The sequence below is a fragment of the Porticoccaceae bacterium LTM1 genome (assembly GCA_030252795.1).
Lineage (GTDB): Bacteria > Pseudomonadota > Gammaproteobacteria > Pseudomonadales > Porticoccaceae > SCSIO-12696.
Window position 1 is genome coordinate 2,165,031 of record CP127080.1, and the last position, 17,470, is coordinate 2,182,500.

Annotated in this window: 14 protein-coding genes and 2 rRNA genes (1 of these 16 running past the window's edge); 6 read left to right on the forward strand and 10 right to left on the reverse strand. The window is 47.1% G+C overall.

From position 1 onward, the window contains the following. Positions 1–114: 114 nt before the first annotated feature. The 6 genes from QP938_09500 to QP938_09525 all read right to left on the reverse strand — a co-directional run bounded on the left by QP938_09500 (position 115) and on the right by QP938_09525 (position 6,640). Positions 115–1,215 carry a hypothetical protein gene (locus QP938_09500; GenBank protein WIO73534.1) on the reverse strand — a complete coding sequence of 367 codons (1,101 nt, stop codon included), beginning with the start codon at positions 1,213–1,215 and terminating at the stop codon, positions 115–117. Beyond that, entirely contained in the window at positions 1,215–1,358 is a 144-nt protein-coding gene (locus QP938_09505; protein WIO73535.1) for a hypothetical protein, read from the reverse strand. Before QP938_09505 ends, QP938_09500 begins: the two co-directional genes overlap by 1 nt. Beyond that, positions 1,345–1,587 (reverse strand): hypothetical protein, encoded by a 243-nt coding sequence (locus tag QP938_09510; protein ID WIO73536.1) that lies wholly within the window; start codon positions 1,585–1,587, stop codon positions 1,345–1,347. The genes QP938_09505 and QP938_09510 overlap by 14 nt, the downstream gene beginning before the upstream one ends. A gap of 294 nt (positions 1,588–1,881) precedes the next feature. Next, positions 1,882–3,003, reverse strand: a complete 1,122-nt coding sequence (locus tag QP938_09515) for a hypothetical protein (GenBank protein ID WIO73537.1) — start codon at positions 3,001–3,003, stop codon at positions 1,882–1,884. After that, positions 3,003–4,412 carry an HlyD family type I secretion periplasmic adaptor subunit gene (locus QP938_09520; GenBank protein WIO73538.1) on the reverse strand — a complete coding sequence of 470 codons (1,410 nt, stop codon included), beginning with the start codon at positions 4,410–4,412 and terminating at the stop codon, positions 3,003–3,005. Before QP938_09520 ends, QP938_09515 begins: the two co-directional genes overlap by 1 nt. After that, positions 4,412–6,640, reverse strand: coding sequence for a type I secretion system permease/ATPase (locus QP938_09525; protein ID WIO73539.1), 2,229 nt, complete (start codon positions 6,638–6,640; stop codon positions 4,412–4,414). Before QP938_09525 ends, QP938_09520 begins: the two co-directional genes overlap by 1 nt. 403 nt (positions 6,641–7,043) lie before the next feature. Here QP938_09525 and QP938_09530 point away from each other — a divergent pair, with 403 nt between their 5' ends. From QP938_09530 to QP938_09555, 6 genes are all read left to right on the forward strand, one after another. Beyond that, positions 7,044–9,110, forward strand: coding sequence for a TonB-dependent receptor (locus QP938_09530; protein ID WIO73540.1), 2,067 nt, complete (start codon positions 7,044–7,046; stop codon positions 9,108–9,110). A gap of 79 nt (positions 9,111–9,189) precedes the next feature. Next, entirely contained in the window at positions 9,190–10,458 is a 1,269-nt protein-coding gene (locus tag QP938_09535) for an ATP-binding protein (GenBank protein ID WIO73541.1), read from the forward strand. Next, positions 10,455–10,988 (forward strand): response regulator transcription factor, encoded by a 534-nt coding sequence (locus QP938_09540; protein ID WIO73542.1) that lies wholly within the window; start codon positions 10,455–10,457, stop codon positions 10,986–10,988. Before QP938_09535 ends, QP938_09540 begins: the two co-directional genes overlap by 4 nt. A 26-nt stretch (positions 10,989–11,014) precedes the next feature. After that, complete coding sequence (locus QP938_09545; GenBank protein WIO73543.1) at positions 11,015–11,560, forward strand: hypothetical protein; 546 nt, start codon at positions 11,015–11,017, stop codon at positions 11,558–11,560. A 30-nt stretch (positions 11,561–11,590) separates the two neighbouring features. Next, complete coding sequence (locus tag QP938_09550) at positions 11,591–12,268, forward strand: DUF2461 domain-containing protein (protein WIO73544.1); 678 nt, start codon at positions 11,591–11,593, stop codon at positions 12,266–12,268. Positions 12,269–12,281: 13 nt separating this feature from the next. Next, on the forward strand, positions 12,282–12,827 hold the full coding sequence (locus QP938_09555) for a TIGR02281 family clan AA aspartic protease (protein WIO73545.1): 546 nt from the start codon (positions 12,282–12,284) through the stop codon (positions 12,825–12,827). Between the two features lie 71 nt (positions 12,828–12,898). Here the strand turns inward: QP938_09555 and QP938_09560 are convergent, their stop codons facing one another. From QP938_09560 to QP938_09575, 4 genes are all read right to left on the reverse strand, one after another. Beyond that, positions 12,899–13,285, reverse strand: a complete 387-nt coding sequence (locus tag QP938_09560) for a glycine zipper family protein (protein WIO73546.1) — start codon at positions 13,283–13,285, stop codon at positions 12,899–12,901. A gap of 530 nt (positions 13,286–13,815) precedes the next feature. Continuing rightward, on the reverse strand, positions 13,816–14,514 hold the full coding sequence (locus tag QP938_09565) for a hypothetical protein (protein WIO73547.1): 699 nt from the start codon (positions 14,512–14,514) through the stop codon (positions 13,816–13,818). Positions 14,515–15,107: 593 nt separating this feature from the next. Then, positions 15,108–15,223, reverse strand: a 5S ribosomal RNA gene (gene rrf / locus QP938_09570). A 158-nt stretch (positions 15,224–15,381) separates the two neighbouring features. Next, positions 15,382–17,470 (reverse strand): 23S ribosomal RNA (locus QP938_09575); it runs 791 nt beyond the window's last position.

The window sequence follows — 17,470 nt, forward strand, 5'->3', positions numbered from 1 at the left end:
ATTACATACGTTAATAGTTATTAACATTTCCTTTTAAGAGCCTCCCAAAAACACTAAACCATAATCCTTTTGGTTATCAGGAAATCCCCACATAAACACTCACAAATTTTCAGATTAATCGCACACATCAATAATTTTTAATGTTCTATTTCGAGCCGAGCCTTCATAATGAGATATAGCTAATTTGCACCCATCTTCTGAAATTGAACTTGCATATAACGGATTAAAGACACCTTGAATTAGCCTTGTTACTTCCCCATTTTTTCTTCTTAGATACACCCCTCGCTTGCCTGTAGACTTTAACCCTCTTTCTTTTTCATTAGATATATAGACAATACCCTTTTTAGTCATATAGGCATACTGGCTACTATCCGCCCCTCCAAGTGAAGGATAACGGACCACAAATACACCATCTCTTTGAAACAAGTAAGTAATTAGTTCTCTCTTACCAGTCTCCGAATTTACTACTTTACTCTTAGCTCCGTAAAAATATGAATTAACCCAAGAAACATACTGAAATTCATCTCTACCAGAGTAAGTATGCAACTTACTAAACTTACCCTTTCTATCTATGTACACAGAATCACCATTTAAATACCAATTCACCTGCCCACCAACTTCATCTAAATACACAATCGGCCTAGTAGAGGGATCATTTCTAGGCACTATGTGAAATCTTGGCCCACATCTAATAATTTGTTTATCGGGATCATAATCAATCGAAGACATACCATTCACATAATATTCCTCACCTTCAACCCCAAGATAAACCTCGTAAAACTCATGCCTACCGCCTAGATATTTACTTTTTTTAGTTGGATCTCGAAAGCTAATAATCAAACGACCGTTCTGATAATGACAAAAATTAGAAGGCCTCATACTGAGATCGTACCCAGACATCGGGTACATTTCCTTTTTCTTTTGATTCCAAACTACAAACACCCTGCCATCTTTATTCTCTGAATGATCCTCAAAAAATAGTGACTTTTCAGCTGTAAATAGGAGATTGTCATTATCTAGCCAGAAAAATTTGTTAGACAAAGGGAACACCCCCGTATCGGTTATCTCATAATCTGTCTCATTCCCCCAAGGCCCCTTTACTTCAGGGTATTTCACCTTAGAGCTATCCGAACATGAAGCAACCAAGCACATAGTCAAAATAGCAACTAATCGAGCCAAACTAATGACATACACACCACAACCTTTCAAGCTCATCACCGTTCCCTTCCACTTTCACTTTCGTACTTAATCAACGGCGACAAAATAAATTCAATCAATCGTCGCTTTCCAGTCTTGATTTCAACAGAGGCTTTCATTCCCGGAATCAGGTCAACCTGTCGCTTGTCAATCTTCATCACTAATTGATTCATAGACGCCTTCATTTTGTTGCTCCCAAACTGCACCTCTTCGCCTGCCACCGCATCCCTCGGTCATATCCTTTGCTTCCCCTTCAATGACTCCATATTTGGCGAAAGGAAATGTGTTTATTTTAATTTCTGCACTCTGGACAACCCAAACAAACTCAATATATTTATTCTCGAGCCAGGCCTCCATCTCCAACACAAACATCATTACTTGGGCAAGCATTACCACTTAATCGACTATCAAAATTTAGGAGCCATTCTATACAGAGGACTAAAAACCCGTTTCAGAATCATTGTATTAGCTATCCCACGCAAACCCAGCTTTACTCAGCTCCGCATAGGTATTACCGTCATATGTAGAATCTAAATAAGAATTCTGGTCTGCCAATGCCAATAAGTATGGCTCTTGATAAATGCTCATTAATCTCTCCTTGATTACATACGATATTAGTATTTAACCTATCCGAAATGAGATTTCCTAACATGCGACGGCCATCTTTCTCCTATCAAGATAAATCTACATACTTACTCGACCCACCTGTTTACACACATCAACAATCTTTAAAGTCTTTTCTTTTTCCGACCCATTGTAATGTGAAATAGCTATCCTACATCCATCCGGCGAAATTGAGCTTGGATAAAGCTGCTTTGGATTTCCGCGCATCAATCGACTAATTTGACCATCCTCCATCCTTATATACAGACCATAGTAATCTTCTGGCCTCCGCACCCATCTATTCTCAATACTAATATAAACCATTCCTTTTTTTGTAAGGCACGCTGAAATTCCACTACTTCTACTACTAATTTCAGGGTATCTCGCCTCAATCACTCCATCCTTTGTGAATAAATAGGAAATAAGTTCCCTCCCTCCAACATCCGGATTGAAGTCTATATTTTTGGCACCATAGAAATATACATCCATCCAGGAAACATACTGAAATTCATCTCTACCAGAGTAAGTATGCAACTTACTAAAGTTACCCTTTCTATCTATGTACACAGAATCACCATTTAAATACCAATTTACCTGCCCACCAACCTCATCTAAATACACAATTGGCTTAGTAGAGGGATCATTTCTAGGGACTATGTGAAATCTTGGCCCACACCTGATAATGTGTTTATCGGGGTCATAATCAATCGGTGACATACTACTCACATAATACCCACCACCTTCAACCCCAAGATAAACCTCGTAAAACTCATGCCTGCCCCCTAGATATTTGCTTTTTTTAGTTGGATCTCGAAAGCTAACAATCAAACGACCGTTCTGATAATGACAATAATTAGAAGGCCTCATACTGAGATCGTACCCAGGCATCGGGTACATTTCCTTTTTCTTTTGATTCCAAACTACAAACACCCTGCCATCTTTATTCTCTGAATGATCCTCAAAAAATAATGACTTTTCAGCTGTAAATAGGAGATTGTCATTATCAAGCCAGATAAACTTATTCGACAAAGGGCCAACACCTGTGTCCGTTATCTCATAATCTGTCTCATTCCCCCAAGGCCCCTTTACTTCAGGGTATTTCACCTTAGAGCTATCCGAACATGAAGCAACCAAGCACATAGTCAAAATAGCAACCAATCGAGCCAAATTAATGATATACACACCACCACCTTTCAAGTTCATCACCGTTCCCTTCCGCTTTCACTTTTGTACTTAATCAACGGCGACAAAATGAATTCAATCAATCTTCGCTTTCCAGTCTTGATTTCTACAGAGACTTTCATTCCCGGAATCAGGCCAACCTGCCTATTGTCAACCTGAATCGTTGATTGATTCATAGAAGCCTTCATTTTGTACCTAAATTTCATTTCTTCGTCTGCCACCGCATCCTGTGTCATATCCTTTACATTTCCTTCGATGACTCCGTATTTGGTGAAAGGAAATGTGTTTATTTTAATTTCTGCGCTCTGGCCAATCTCGACAAATCCAATATCTTTGTTCTCCAGCCAGGCTTCCACCTCCAGCTGTGCATCTGTTGGTACAATAAACATCAGTGGCTGCGCTGGTGTCACCACACCTCCGATGGTATGCACAGCCAGCTGCTGAACCTTGCCACTTATGGGCGCATAGAGTATCTGCCGACTATTAAGGTCTTTGGCTTTACTGAGTTCTTGCTGGAGGCTTTGTTTTTGACGTTGCTGCTCAGATAATGCCGTCAAAACCTGAGTAGCGACTTCGGCTTGCAACGCTTCGAGCTGTTTTTCTACGCGCCTAATACCGGCATTCATTTGTAACTGCATGGCTTTTTCGGCCGATAATGCATGTGCCTGCTGGATTCGCTGCTCTTCTAGCTCCAGCCAAGTGGCTTCAGCGGCGAGATCTTTCTTTAAAAGCGACTTGATCGCTTCTGCTCTCTTGGTCACCAGAGGAATGGTGGCTTCTAACTGTGCAATACGCTCTCTACTGGCTTGACGCTCAGCAATTCGCTCCTGCATTTCAGCTCGCAGAGCGTCTCTTTTAGACTGAAAGGATTGCCATTCTTGCCAAAGTAGGGCCAGTTGCTGGCTCTCTGTAACATTTAGCTCGCTGGCCTTAGTAATAAACTTGGCGTAATTGATATCTTGCTGAGGTGACTCCAGCATTTTGGTATATGCTTTCTGACGGTTGATTCCCGCTTCGACAAAGCTAAGCTCTTTAGCAAGGCGCTCCTGATCGGCATTGGTTAGAGTCTGATCCAGCTCAATCAATGGCTGGCCTTTTTTGACTATCTGACCTTCTTCGACATAGAGGGATTTAACCACTCCCTTTTCCAGTGGCTGGATCTGCTTGATCTGACCGCTGGGGATAATTCTCCCTTCTGCTATGGCGACTACATCCACTTCACCAATACAGGTCCATATGACTGCAATGGCAAATAACGTAATTAAACACCAGCTGACAATACGGCTTGTTGGGGATGGGGGCGCCTCCTGAATTTCAAGGGCAGCTGGGAAGAACTCCTGTTCTGTATGAGCTATTTTGCGCTCACCCAATTTATCACGTTGTGACCAAATTGAAGCTGTTATCTGCCACCACTTCCTTGTGCCTGCCATTATTCCGCTTCCTCTACCGCCACTTTTTCATCCATTCTGTTCGTTGGAGCGGCAGCATCTACCTTGCGAATGACAGGTATATTGCTCTGATAACTGTGTAGTTTGGCATAGTAGCCGTTCTGCTGAATCAATTGATCGTGGCTACCACTTTCCACTACTTTGCCGCTATCCATGACAATCAAACGATCACAGTGGCGTACAGTGCTAAGACGATGGGCAATGATAAATACTGTTCGTCCCTTGCAAATGGCTCCCATATTTTCCTGGACTATTCGCTCTGATTCATAGTCCAGGGCACTGGTGGCTTCGTCAAATATCAAAATGCGAGGATTGGTGATTAGCGCTCTGGCAATGGCCAAGCGTTGACGCTGTCCTCCTGACAAGTTACAACCATGCTCACCAACCAGACTGTCATAGCCCCCTGGAAGCTCCAGAATAAATTCGTGAGCCCCGGCTAGCTTGGCAGCCTGCACAATCGCGTCCATTGGCAGACCAGGATTGGCAAGTGCGATGTTCTCTCGAACGGTGCGATTGAAGAGAAAGCTCTCTTGTTGAACAACACCTATATTGCGTCGTAACCAAGCGGAATCAACAATTTTAAGATCCACACGATCCACTAGTACCCGCCCTATCTCTGGTACATATAATCGCTGTATCAACTTGGTCAGAGTGCTTTTTCCAGAACCGGAACGGCCAACAATACCGATTATTTCGCCCGACTGTACATTCAGGTTAAGATTATCCAGAACAACAGGCCCGTCGGGCTGGTAACGAAAACGCACATTGTCAAAGGTAATGCTCCCGTGTAACTGAGGCAGTGTACTGCGGTTAGGATTAAACCCGGGCTCTTTGGGGGTATTTAAGATATCTCCTAACCTCTTTAAAGAAATTCCTGCTTGCTGAAACTCTTGCCACAATTGTACGAGTTTCAGAATGGGGCCGCTGACTCTACCAGCAATCATATTGAAGGCCACCAGTTGACCAACTGTTAACTCGCCACTTATTACCAAATGAGCCCCCCACCAGATAATTAACAGTGTAGTGATCTTGTTAATTAATCCAGCAATTTGATTCGCGACATTGTTAAGGTTCTGCGCCCTGAAGGATGCCGTCACGTACTTTGACTGCTGATCCTCCCATCGCCTCTGCATTTGAGGCTCTACCGCCTGAGTCTTGAGTGTCTCTATACCTGATACCGCCTCCGTGAGAAATGCTTGATTTATCGCGCCATGCTTGAACTTCTGATCGAGACGATGACGAAGAATCGGCGTAATAAATACAGATAATGCAACATAAAAAGGTAATGTACCCAATACGATCCAGGTGAGCCTAGGGCTGTAGTGCCACAAAACGACAAAGAACACGACTGTGAAGAAAAGATCTATTACCAATGTTAGTGCCGACCCGGTAATAAAATTTCGAATAGTATCTAACTCTCGTACCCGCGCTACACTTTGACCGACCTGACGAGCCTCGAACCATGCAAGTGGCAAGCTGACAAGGTGATGAAATAATCGTGCACCCAACTCCACATCAACCCGGTTGGTGGTATGACTGAACAGGTAAGTTCGTAAACCACCCAGCACTGCATCGAATAACGCCACTACCACAAACCCGAATGCCAAAACATCCAGGGTCGTAAACCCCTTATGAACAAGTACCTTGTCCATAACTACCTGGAAGAACAAAGGGGTTATAAGAGCGAAGAGCTGCAAGAAAAAGGAGATCACCACCACTTCGCTGAAGAGTTTTCGGTACTTAACCAGTGAGGGGATAAACCAGCTAAGGTTAAATACCTGGTGCCCACCAACCGAAGAGTTACTTCGTGTTGTCAGTAGTATTAGCTGGCCAGTCCATCGCTCTTTCAGCTCCTCCAGAGTAAGGATGGTTGGCACTTTTTTTCCACATTCCTGTATTAATACTCTCTTTTCAGCAACAGTCCCTGCCTCAGAGTCAGTAACTCTGGCTATTACAAAGAACTCGCCAGTCACAGCAAGAGCAATGGCAGGAAGGATTTTACCGTTTAGGCGATCCGGACTTGTTTCAATAAACTTGGACTTAAACCCCAGTGACTTCGCTGCGCGAAGTATATCTTCTGTCGAAAACAGCTCTTCATCTCGACCAAACTGATGTTTCAGCTGTGGAGAGTCAACGGGGATTTGGTGTAAACGGGCGATTATAGATAGAGACTGCAGACCACTATCATCACCACTCCTTTGGTGTGACATCACGTCCATGTATTCCTTATTTGCACAAAATCTTTCGCACATCTACGAAAGATCCAGCACCTTAGCATCCCCATTCAAAAACTTTCAACTACCTATTGGATTGGAATGAGTAATGTGTACTTTTGTATTACAAGTGAATGACTCCAGCTAAGAAGAGTGAGTGATAAGCCGCCATTATTTTGAACAGGAGTGACACTAAGGTTATGCGAGGTTTGCCTCACACTAAACGTAGTTATGAAAACTTGAATTTGATTTGAACTCTATAACTGGCAGCAAACATTGCAAGACGACTAGAAATTTGGCCTTAAATTGGCACCCCCTGCGACACTTTGTCGCATCCCCTACCTATTTAGGTCGCGATACCATTTATCTATACAAGCCAGTTAGAAGAATGGAGCCGATTTTGAATCTGACAGCCAAGACCCTGCCGCTCACCGTAGCGCTTTTCAGCGCTGGATCCCTCGCCAGCACCAATCAGGCCATCGAAGAAGTAGTAATACAAAACAGCAAAGCGGAACACCACCAACTTGCTGCAGACCTCGCCAATAGTATCGCCACTGACGCAGCTCAAATACTGCGTACTGTTCCCGGAGCTAACGTCAATGGCTCAGGCACTATCACTGGAATTGCTCAATATCGCGGCCTGAGTGGTGACCGGGTTTCCATTAGCCTTGACGGTGGCCCGGTTTATAGTGGCGGCCCCAATGCCATGGATGCCCCCCTCTCCTATGCGCCAACATCTTTACTGTCTGAATTGAAGGTGACTCGCGGAATTGCTTCTGTCAGCTCTGCACAGGAAAGCATTGGTGGTCATATCGAAGCTGTTTTGGATCGTGGTGATTTTTCTACTGATAACCATTGGGCGCTCAGCGCTGAACTGACCAGCAATTATCAAAGCGCCAGCAACGGCACCAGAACTGCTGTGCGCACGGTCACTGCAAATAACAGCCATAAAATTGCCGGGCTTTTCAGCCGTGATAAAGGCAATGACAGCGAATTTCCCGGTGGGCAATTAACGGATACCAAGTACAAGCGCAATCGCTTTGACTTCAGTTACGGCTATCGTACAGCTGATAGCAACCTGCTTTTATATGCTGGGCAGAACAGCACCAAAGACAGTGGCACACCAGCGCTGGCAATGGATATTCGCCATATTGATACCGACCTGGCAGGTATGAGCTTTGACACTGAAATCAACAATGTGAAAGTTCTCGGGTTTCTTTCCTGGAGCCAGGTAGACCACGGTATGGACAACTTCAGCTTGAGAACGCCTCCCGCTGCTGCTGACTACCGACAGACCCAGGCGGATGCCGAGCATCTGTCATACGGTGTCAGCGCCGAACTTCCTTTGGCTGGCAGTTCCCTGACTGTAGGTGCTGACGCCAGCCGCAAGGATCAAAGCGCCACGGTGACCAACCCCAACAACGCAGCCTTTGAGGTTATCAATTTCAATCGCATAGACCGCGACATCAACGGACTCTTTGCCGAATGGCACACAGAATATCAATCGCTGAAATGGGAGGTTGGCGTTCGTCACAATCGTACCCGACTGGATGCAGGAACTGTTTCTGCGAATGGCATGATGGGAATGATGGCAATGAATGCCAATATGCTGGCTATAAACTTTAACAGTTCAGACAGAAGTCAGTCCTTTAACACCACGGGCCTGGTGGTTAAAGCGGATTACACCCTGACACCGGAGTGGTCTCTCAACGCGGGGTTGGCTCGCAAGCATAGGGCGCCCTCTTATCAGGAGATGTTTCTGTGGCTGCCAATGCAGTCCACTGGTGGACTGGCTGACGGTCGCAGCTATATAGGCAATCTTGACTTGAGGGCCGAGCGGGGAGAGGAAGTCACTCTCGGCTTGAACTGGCGTAATAAGCAGTTCTATTTCACACCCCAGATATTTTACCGTCGAGTCACTGATTACATTCAAGGCACACCGGCTGACAATGTGGCTGCGAATATGATCTCTACCATGATGGGTGGATTACCGGCCTTGCAATTTAACAATGTGAATGCCGAACTCTACGGTTTTGATACCGGTTACGGATTTTACTTGAGTGACCATTGGCATTTGGAGGGCGCTATCAGCTATGTGCAGGGACAGCGTAGAGACGCCAACGATTACCTGTACCGAATAGCGCCATTGAATCACCAGCTTGCTGTCAGCTACCAAGATCAAGGCTGGAGCCTGCGGGCAGAATCGATTCTTTACTCTGCCCAAGACAAGGTCGCCATCTACAACGACGAAGAGAACACATCCGGTTACGGCATAATCAATCTTCGCGCCCGTTACAATCTGAGTGATAACACCACCCTATCTGCAGGCATCGAAAACCTGTTCGACAAAGGTTATCAGGACCATCTGGCCGGTTATAACCGTGTTATGGGGAGTGATGTTGCCGCTGGTGAGCGTATGTACGGAGTTGGCCGGAACCTCCACCTTGGGATTCAATTGTATCTTTAATATTTAACCCCGAATCACACAAACAGTCTGGAGGCCCTTTGGCCTCCTTTTTTATGCAGCAACCCAGTAACATAGTGCCATGAATCAAGCCCATCACATCTCTGCCATACGCCGTAACTTCAGGCGACTGAATATCATCCGGTGCATAACGGTCGGCGGGCAATTTTTGGCGCTTTATTATTTCTGGAAGATCCAGAACATCGGCTTGCCCGGTACTATTCTCACCACCATTTTATTGATCTACAGCGCGGTTCTGGGTGTGAGCTGCTGGCGGGGACACTGGCGTGCTGCGATTACCGAACTGGAGTTTTTTGGTCACCTGCTGATAGACGTGATCTTCTTTACGGCACTATTGTACTTTTCTGGCGGTGCCAATAATCCGTTTGTCTCCTATTACCTGGTTCCGATCAGTATTGCGGCTGCAACACTTCCGCGCAGTTACGGCTGGATAATTGCCGCGCTGTCGCTGGCCGCCTACAGCGGGTTGTTTGCCTACAATTATCCGGTCATTGCTTTGGCCCCCTTCCACAACCATCACGGCAGCGATGACAGCCTCAACCTTCACACGATAGGTATGTGGGGCAATTTCCTGGTGAGCGCGGTTCTGATCAGTTTCTTTGTAACTCGCATGGCAAGCGAGCTGCGCCAACAGCAGAATCAGGCCAATCTATTGCGTGAACAGGAGTTGCGCAACGATCAGGTGCTGGCGGTTGCGACTCTGGCAGCGGGAACAACCCATGAATTGAGTACGCCGTTAAACACGATGCGTATATTGCTGGATGAAATCAGCGATACAGACTTGCCAGCAGAAACCCGCCAAGACATCACCACATTGCAGCAGCAAGTTAATATTTGCCGCAAAACCCTCCAGCAATTGGCGGCCACCGCTGAACTGGCCAGCGACAAGGCAATCACGCCACAGAACTTGCGCGGCTACTTTGTTGATCTTCTGGAAAATTGGCAATTGATACGCCCCGATGCTGCACCCAGTATCCACATCGACTCACGAAGCCCTGAGGTAGAAATCAGCTACCCTCCCACCGTGGCACAGTCGCTGCTTAATCTTTTCAATAACGCTGCGGATGCCAGCCGTAAAATCGACATCTATATTCGATGGGATCAAGGCCAAGCGACTGTAAATATTCGCGATTATGGGCCAGGTATTAAAGGTGAGCAGGCAGAAAAACTGGGCACACCTTTCGTCAGCTCAAAAGCTGGCGGATTAGGACTCGGTTTATTTCTGAGCCGCTCCACACTGGAGCGTCTTGGTGGCGAGGTCATCATCCGCAACCATCCTGAAGGCGGTGCAGAAACCCGTATTATCTTACCCACCGGGCATGCATCATGAATGGCATTTCGTGGTTAATCGTCGATGATAACGAGACCTTTGCTGCCACTCTTACACGAGCACTGACCCGTCGTGGTTTTAATGTGGTCGCCGCCAATACCGCCAAGGGCGCCATTGCCCTGGCAAAAAAGAACCAGCCTCAGCAGATTGTGCTGGACCTGAAGCTGACGGAAACCTCTGGGTTACACCTGCTCAAAGAGTTCAAACAACTGTTGCCATCTTGCCGGATTGTCATTTTAACGGGGTACTCCAGTGTAGCGACTGCCGTAGAAGCCATTAAACTGGGCGCCACCAATTACCTGTGCAAGCCCGCATCTGTTGATGAGATTCTTGGGGCTTTTGATAATATCGAAGGCTGCGTAGAACAGACCATCCCAGAAGACCCTCCATCCGTAGAGCGACTGGAATGGGAGCACATCCAGCGTGTCCTGGCAGAGAATAACAACAATATCTCCGCTACAGCTCGACAATTGGGCATGCATCGCCGTACTCTGCAAAGAAAGTTGCAAAAGCGACCTGTTAAGAAATAACAAGATTGACGAGTTTGAGGGAGAAAATGAATAACAGATCTAAATACTACCAGCGCGTTTTCATCGCTTTAGCATTGTTAGCTATTGGAGCGGCTGGTTACTGGTACCTGACCGATGACTCCCTGAAGGTGAAGTCATTAGCCGATGGTACAGAGATATTTTATTTCCGGGGCTCCAGCTTTGATACCGCAAGAGGTTTCCCCGAAAATCGGCTGATAGAGTCGGTGGATGGCGAGTTCTACGTTCGTACCACGGCAAACGATCAACCGTTGATTCTTCATACCAAGCTGCTGGAAATTACGGTCACCGGTGAGTCCGGGCTGCGAATTCTCGCCAATGCCGATAAAAATGGCGAGCGGGTTGATGTCCTGTACGGCCAGGCGCATACCGAAAAGCGTTATGACTCTCCCGTTCAAGAGAGGGTTGATATGGTTGGCGGCCAGATGATGATGATCAACATCACCATTGATTTTGTGGAGAAAGAGGTCTTACATGATGATGAAGTGCCGGAGTGGATACTGACAGTAGAGCCTGAAGGAATCCAGCGGCCTTCAACTGAAGGTAATGAGTAACTGCCATTTGCAGACAGGGAGTTCGCTACGATGAGCCACTTCAGCCCCGCCACCATCCAGTTTTTGAAAGATCTTAAGAAAAACAACGAACGGGAATGGTTCAACGGGCACAAGGATGATTATGAATCGCTGGTGCGAGAACCGGCGCTGGACTTTATCGAATCCATGGCAGAACCACTCTCCAGGATCAGTACTGAATTTGAGGCCATACCCAAGAAAGTGGGAGGCTCCCTGATGAGGGTTTATCGCGATACCCGTTTTGGCAACGATAAAACCCCATACAAAACCAATATCGGCATTCAGTTCCGTCACCGATTGGGCAAAGACGTCCATGCGCCGGGCTATTACCTGCATATTGAGCCGGGTGAGTGCTTTGTTGGGGTGGGAATCTGGCGGCCTGACAGCGATACCCTATCCAGAATCCGCAATGCCATTGTCGACAAGCCGGAGGCCTACAAGGCTGCCCTCAAACATCGCCCTTTCAAGGGTTTTGAAATGGCTGGCGACAGCTTAAAACGCCCTCCACGCGGTTTTGATGGCGACCACCCGATGATCGACGAAATCAAGCGCAAAGACTTCATCGCAATTACTCCGCTCGAAGACAAACAGCTTTTTGGCAAAGACCTCACAAAGCAGATTGCCAAGCAGTTTTCTGCAGCAACCCCGCTGATGGAGTTCCTCTGTAAAGCCATTGACCTCAAATTCTAGGAAATTAATTTCAATGAACTACGATCAACAGGACGAGCCAAACATTCAGCCTGAACGAGGCATGGGAAAAGGCATGATGTATGTTGGCTGGCTGATAGTACTTGCCTTGCTGAGTTATTTGTTTGGGAACTGGGAAGAGAGCCGCTATAACCCCAACCGCGAAGTTCGCAGTCAGGTAACTGGCAGTATGGTTGAGGTGACGCTGGAACGAAATCAATGGGGTCACTATGTTGCCAACGGCCTGATCAATGGCAAGCCAGTTACTTATCTTCTGGATACCGGTGCCACAAATGTTTCAATCCCTGGGCATCTGGCCAAAGAGATTGGCCTGAAGCGAGGCGCTCCATTTACTGTTTCTACAGCCAACGGCTCCATTCAGGTATATCGGACTCGCCTGAACTCACTATCTTTGGGTGATATAAAAGTCGAAGACATTCACGCCGATATAAACCCTCATATGAAAGAGGATGAAGTTCTTCTTGGGATGAGTGTGCTCAAGCATCTGGAATTGGTACAGCGTGGAAATACTTTGATCCTGCGGCAATACTCTGGCGACTGATTCTTCAACACCAAAAACAAAATACCGCGCTTTATAGCGCGGTATTTTTGGTTGGAAGAGCTCCCATTCAGTTAGTTCAAAACCCGATAGCCACGACCTCTCAGGCAATTTCGAATAACATGGCGTTTCTCATATTCTGCAGTTTTAGCACCTTGCGCTCCAGATAACACAGCACCTGTTCCCGCTCCTCGCGCAGCGCCATGACTTCCATCGAAGATCGCGCCTATTGCACCACCGACAACTGCGCCTTCTACGGCTTTTCCTGCCGTTGAAGTTGCTTTATCTATACCGGCGGCATATTGCTCACAATCGGCAAGATCTACATAAAACTGCTCCATATCGACGCCCTTTTCGTCGATTACTATTCCGCTGTGACCATAGCCACGATAAGTGGAAGCACAGGCAGCCAGGCCCAAAATGAAAAAAGTCATCACTGTATAGAGAATTGAACGACGCATAATCATTCACTCCTTTGCGCTTTATATCTAACTCCCAGAATTTATACCGCCAGAATTCAACAAAGAAAAGACTTCAATAAGAGAATAGACCAATCTTCACGCCATAAGTTTATGTGCCGAATAATTTACATTTTGCTTACATAAGGAGTTCGGCAGTGATATTACGAGTTTGATCTTTTACCATCAGACAATGGACCGCTTCACGGTGTTCACGATGACAGGCCTTGTCATCCTGAGCGCAGCGAAGTACCACTATGACTTGGTGTGGACGGGGATTGTCTCATTATCGATATCCCTCCCATTTCAAAGAGAGGTGTCAGAGTTAGTCTGTACTAATGTAAATTAGCTCACCCTCATACTTTCAATATACAGACTCAAGAAACTCCTAGTGAGCATTCCCCATATAAGTATGCACACATACGAGATCACCAAAGCGGGACACTTTTTTCATACATAAAAAATAGGCCGCACAGCAGTGTGCGGCCTTTAAGAAGGAGGAAAATCCCCCTTTTCAAAACTTATATTGGGAATCAGTCTAGAATAACCACGCCGCCATCTTGATTAATCGCCCTTACCCCTTCGACTGTCAGAGAGCCTTTACCCACCAGCGCTGTGGCACTTGCGCTACCTGCACCTGCGCTGCTGCTGGTGTTAATTGACGCCTCGACGGTCACAACATGGTCACCTGATGACAAGTTCGGCATTACAAAGTTAAAGTGGTGGGCTGACATCGTACGCTGTATCAATTCAATTTCTTCATCAGTTACAACGCAATCGTCTTCAATGTTAATTGTGATGTCGTCATCTACCACACCATCACCGTCATTGTCTGTACTGAAAGTACAAGACTCAATAACCCCTCCCAGAACAGCATTCAGTTCCTGCTCTCGTTGATTAAAGGTGATCGTGCCAGGCTCTGCCGGTATACCATCCACATAGACAGTGATATCCACTCCAGCCATAGCATTGGCAGAATCATAACTTCCATTTTTGCCCTTTACTTGAGTCTGGGTATATAGCCCCGCCTCCAGTGAGACGCCAATCAACAACTCTTTCTTGGAGGCTGTGTGAATAGTGGTTTCAAGCACTGTCGCTGTATGGTTTGTGGTTTCGTCCAACAAAGCAGTTTTACTCAGGGTCGCCGAGAATTTTGAACCCTGAATGGCAAACGCGGGAGCAGTAAATAGGCTAATGGCCAGTGCAGAAGTGAGTAGTTTGGAAATTTTCATAGTTATACCTACCAGTTTTGTAATTAGTTAATAATCTCCTTATGGATTGTTTTTATTTCCAATTGAGTGGGCATACTAGCCTAGCCTTAGCCCCTTCTGGCAAGACCCACTTCACCACCACAATGTGAGCAAAGTCACACTCAGCCTTAAACAGGTTAATTTGTGTACAAATGTCTTCCTTGGCTAAGAAGGACACAATTTTTGTACACAAAAAATGCCGGCTTTTACCGGCATTTAGGACAATCTCTATAGATCGTTTTGTTCTATCCAGGTTCGTGAAAAAAATCGGGACTCTTCACTGCGCTCAGAGTGACAGCGCTCCACTTCCCTAACAGCAGACCAAAAAGCCATAAATACAAAACCCCAGCCGCATAGCGACTGGGGTTTTGTATTTAAAGCCTGGCGACAATCCGGCAGGAGCCGGTTTGGGCGTCGAGCACCGCGAGACGGGCGCGGACCGCCTGCACGTTGCTGCGGCGCCCAAATTTGTTCCCGACAAATTTGTCACATGGAGCCCGATTTCCGTAACACTAAGTCAAAAAGCCATAAATAAAAAACCCCAGCCGCATAGCGACTGGGGTTTTGTATTTAAAGCCTGGCGATGACCTACTCTCACATGGGGAAACCCCACACTACCATCGGCGATGCATCGTTTCACTTCTGAGTTCGGGATGGGATCAGGTGGTTCCAATGCTCTATGGTCGCCAGGCAAACTGGCTTGGATCGGTTTTAGTCTTACCTCGTGATGAGTGCAGTTTCCGGTTCCAAATAGGGTGGTAAATTCTTAAGTCTTTTTCTGTTGCTCTGCTTCTGTTCAAGCGTGTCTTACTTACTTGTCCTACGTCACTGATCAGTAACTTCAGTTATATGGTCAAGCCTCACGGGCAATTAGTACTGGTTAGCTCAACGCCTTACAACGCTTCCACACCCAGCCTATCAACGTCATAGTCTTTAACGGCCCTTTAGGGGATTTAAAATCCCAGGGAGAACTTATCTTGAAGGGGGCTTCCCGCTTAGATGCTTTCAGCGGTTATCCTGTCCGAACATAGCTACCGGGCAATGCGTCTGGCGACACAACCCGAACACCAGAGGTTCGTCCACTCCGGTCCTCTCGTACTAGGAGCAGCTCTTCTCAATTCTCCAACGCCCACGGCAGATAGGGACCGAACTGTCTCACGACGTTCTGAACCCAGCTCGCGTACCACTTTAAATGGCGAACAGCCATACCCTTGGGACCGGCTTCAGCCCCAGGATGTGATGAGCCGACATCGAGGTGCCAAACACCGCCGTCGATGTGAACTCTTGGGCGGTATCAGCCTGTTATCCCCGGAGTACCTTTTATCCGTTGAGCGATGGCCCTTCCATACAGAACCACCGGATCACTAAGACCTACTTTCGTACCTGCTCGACGAGTTTGTCTCGCAGTCAAGCACACTTCTACCTTTGCGCTCATAGCATGATTTCCGACCATGCCGAGTGTACCTTCGTGCTCCTCCGTTACTCTTTGGGAGGAGACCGCCCCAGTCAAACTACCCACCATACACTGTCCTCGATCCGGATAACGGACCTGAGTTAGAACCTCAAACATACCAGGGTGGTATTTCAAGGACGACTCCACGATATCTAGCGACATCGCTTCAAAGTCTCCCACCTATCCTACACAAATAGGCTCAAAGTTCAGTGCAAAGCTGTAGTAAAGGTTCACGGGGTCTTTCCGTCTAGCCGCGGGAACACGGCATCTTAACCGCGATTTCAATTTCACTGAGTCTCGGGTGGAGACAGCGTGGCCATCATTACGCCATTCGTGCAGGTCGGAACTTACCCGACAAGGAATTTCGCTACCTTAGGACCGTTATAGTTACGGCCGCCGTTTACCGGGGCTTCGATCAAGAGCTTCGCTTACGCTAACCCCATCAATTAACCTTCCGGCACCGGGCAGGCGTCACACCGTATACGTCCACTTACGTGTTTGCACAGTGCTGTGTTTTTGATAAACAGTTGCAGCCACCTGGTCACTTCGGCCAGCCTCAGCTTAGGGAGCAAGTCCCATCACCAAAACCGGCGTACCTTCTCCCGAAGTTACGGTACCATTTTGCCTAGTTCCTTCACCCGAGTTCTCTCAAGCGCCTTGGTATTCTCTACCTGACCACCAGTGTTGGTTTGGGGTACGGTTTCTTGTGAACTGAAGCTTAGAAGATTTTCTTGGAAGCATGGCATCAATGACTTCGTCCAAAAGAGGACTCGACATCGCGTCTCAGCCTTAGGAGTCCGGATTTGCCTAAACTCCCAGCCTACTCGCTTATACAGGGACAACCAACGCCCTGATCACCTAGCCTACTCCGTCCCTCCATCGCATCCACAAGAAGTACGGGAATATTAGCCCGTTTCCCATCGACTACGCATTTCTGCCTCGCCTTAGGGGCCGACTAACCCTGTCTCGATTAACGTTGGACAGGAAACCTTGGTCTTCCGGCGAGGGAGCTTTTCACTCCCTTTAACGTTACTCATGTCAGCATTCGCACTTCTGATACCTCCAGCATGCCTTACAACACACCTTCAACGGCTTACAGAACGCTCCTCTACCATGCGTGCAAGCACGCATCCGTAGCTTCGGTTTACAGTTTGAGCCCCGATACATCTTCCGCGCAGGCCGACTCGACTAGTGAGCTATTACGCTTTCTTTAAAGGGTGGCTGCTTCTAAGCCAACCTCCTAGCTGTCTAAGCCTTCCCACATCGTTTCCCACTTAACTGTAATTTGGGACCTTAGCTGACGGTCTGGGTTGTTTCCCTTTCCACGACGGACGTTAGCACCCGCCGTGTGTCTCCCACGATTGTACTCCTCGGTATTCGGAGTTTGCATCGGGTTGGTAAGTCGGGATGACCCCCTAGCCGAAACAGTGCTCTACCCCCGAGGGTAAGACGTGAGGCGCTACCTAAATAGCTTTCGAGGAGAAC

Bases quoted from the DNA above. Each gene is read 5' to 3' on its own strand.
- QP938_09520 (WIO73538.1), bottom strand. From the start codon at position 4,412: ATGGCAGGCACAAGGAAGTGGTGGCAGATAACAGCTTCAATTTGGTCA.
- QP938_09500 (WIO73534.1), bottom strand. From the start codon at position 1,215: ATGAGCTTGAAAGGTTGTGGTGTGTATGTCATTAGTTTGGCTCGATTA.
- QP938_09550 (WIO73544.1), top strand. From the start codon at position 11,591: ATGAGCCACTTCAGCCCCGCCACCATCCAGTTTTTGAAAGATCTTAAG.
- QP938_09540 (WIO73542.1), top strand. From the start codon at position 10,455: ATGAATGGCATTTCGTGGTTAATCGTCGATGATAACGAGACCTTTGCT.
- QP938_09525 (WIO73539.1), bottom strand. From the start codon at position 6,640: ATGTCACACCAAAGGAGTGGTGATGATAGTGGTCTGCAGTCTCTATCT.
- QP938_09535 (WIO73541.1), top strand. From the start codon at position 9,190: ATGAATCAAGCCCATCACATCTCTGCCATACGCCGTAACTTCAGGCGA.
- QP938_09545 (WIO73543.1), top strand. From the start codon at position 11,015: ATGAATAACAGATCTAAATACTACCAGCGCGTTTTCATCGCTTTAGCA.
- QP938_09515 (WIO73537.1), bottom strand. From the start codon at position 3,003: ATGAACTTGAAAGGTGGTGGTGTGTATATCATTAATTTGGCTCGATTG.
- QP938_09565 (WIO73547.1), bottom strand. From the start codon at position 14,514: ATGAAAATTTCCAAACTACTCACTTCTGCACTGGCCATTAGCCTATTT.
- QP938_09555 (WIO73545.1), top strand. From the start codon at position 12,282: ATGAACTACGATCAACAGGACGAGCCAAACATTCAGCCTGAACGAGGC.
- QP938_09560 (WIO73546.1), bottom strand. From the start codon at position 13,285: ATGCGTCGTTCAATTCTCTATACAGTGATGACTTTTTTCATTTTGGGC.
- QP938_09510 (WIO73536.1), bottom strand. From the start codon at position 1,587: ATGCTTGCCCAAGTAATGATGTTTGTGTTGGAGATGGAGGCCTGGCTC.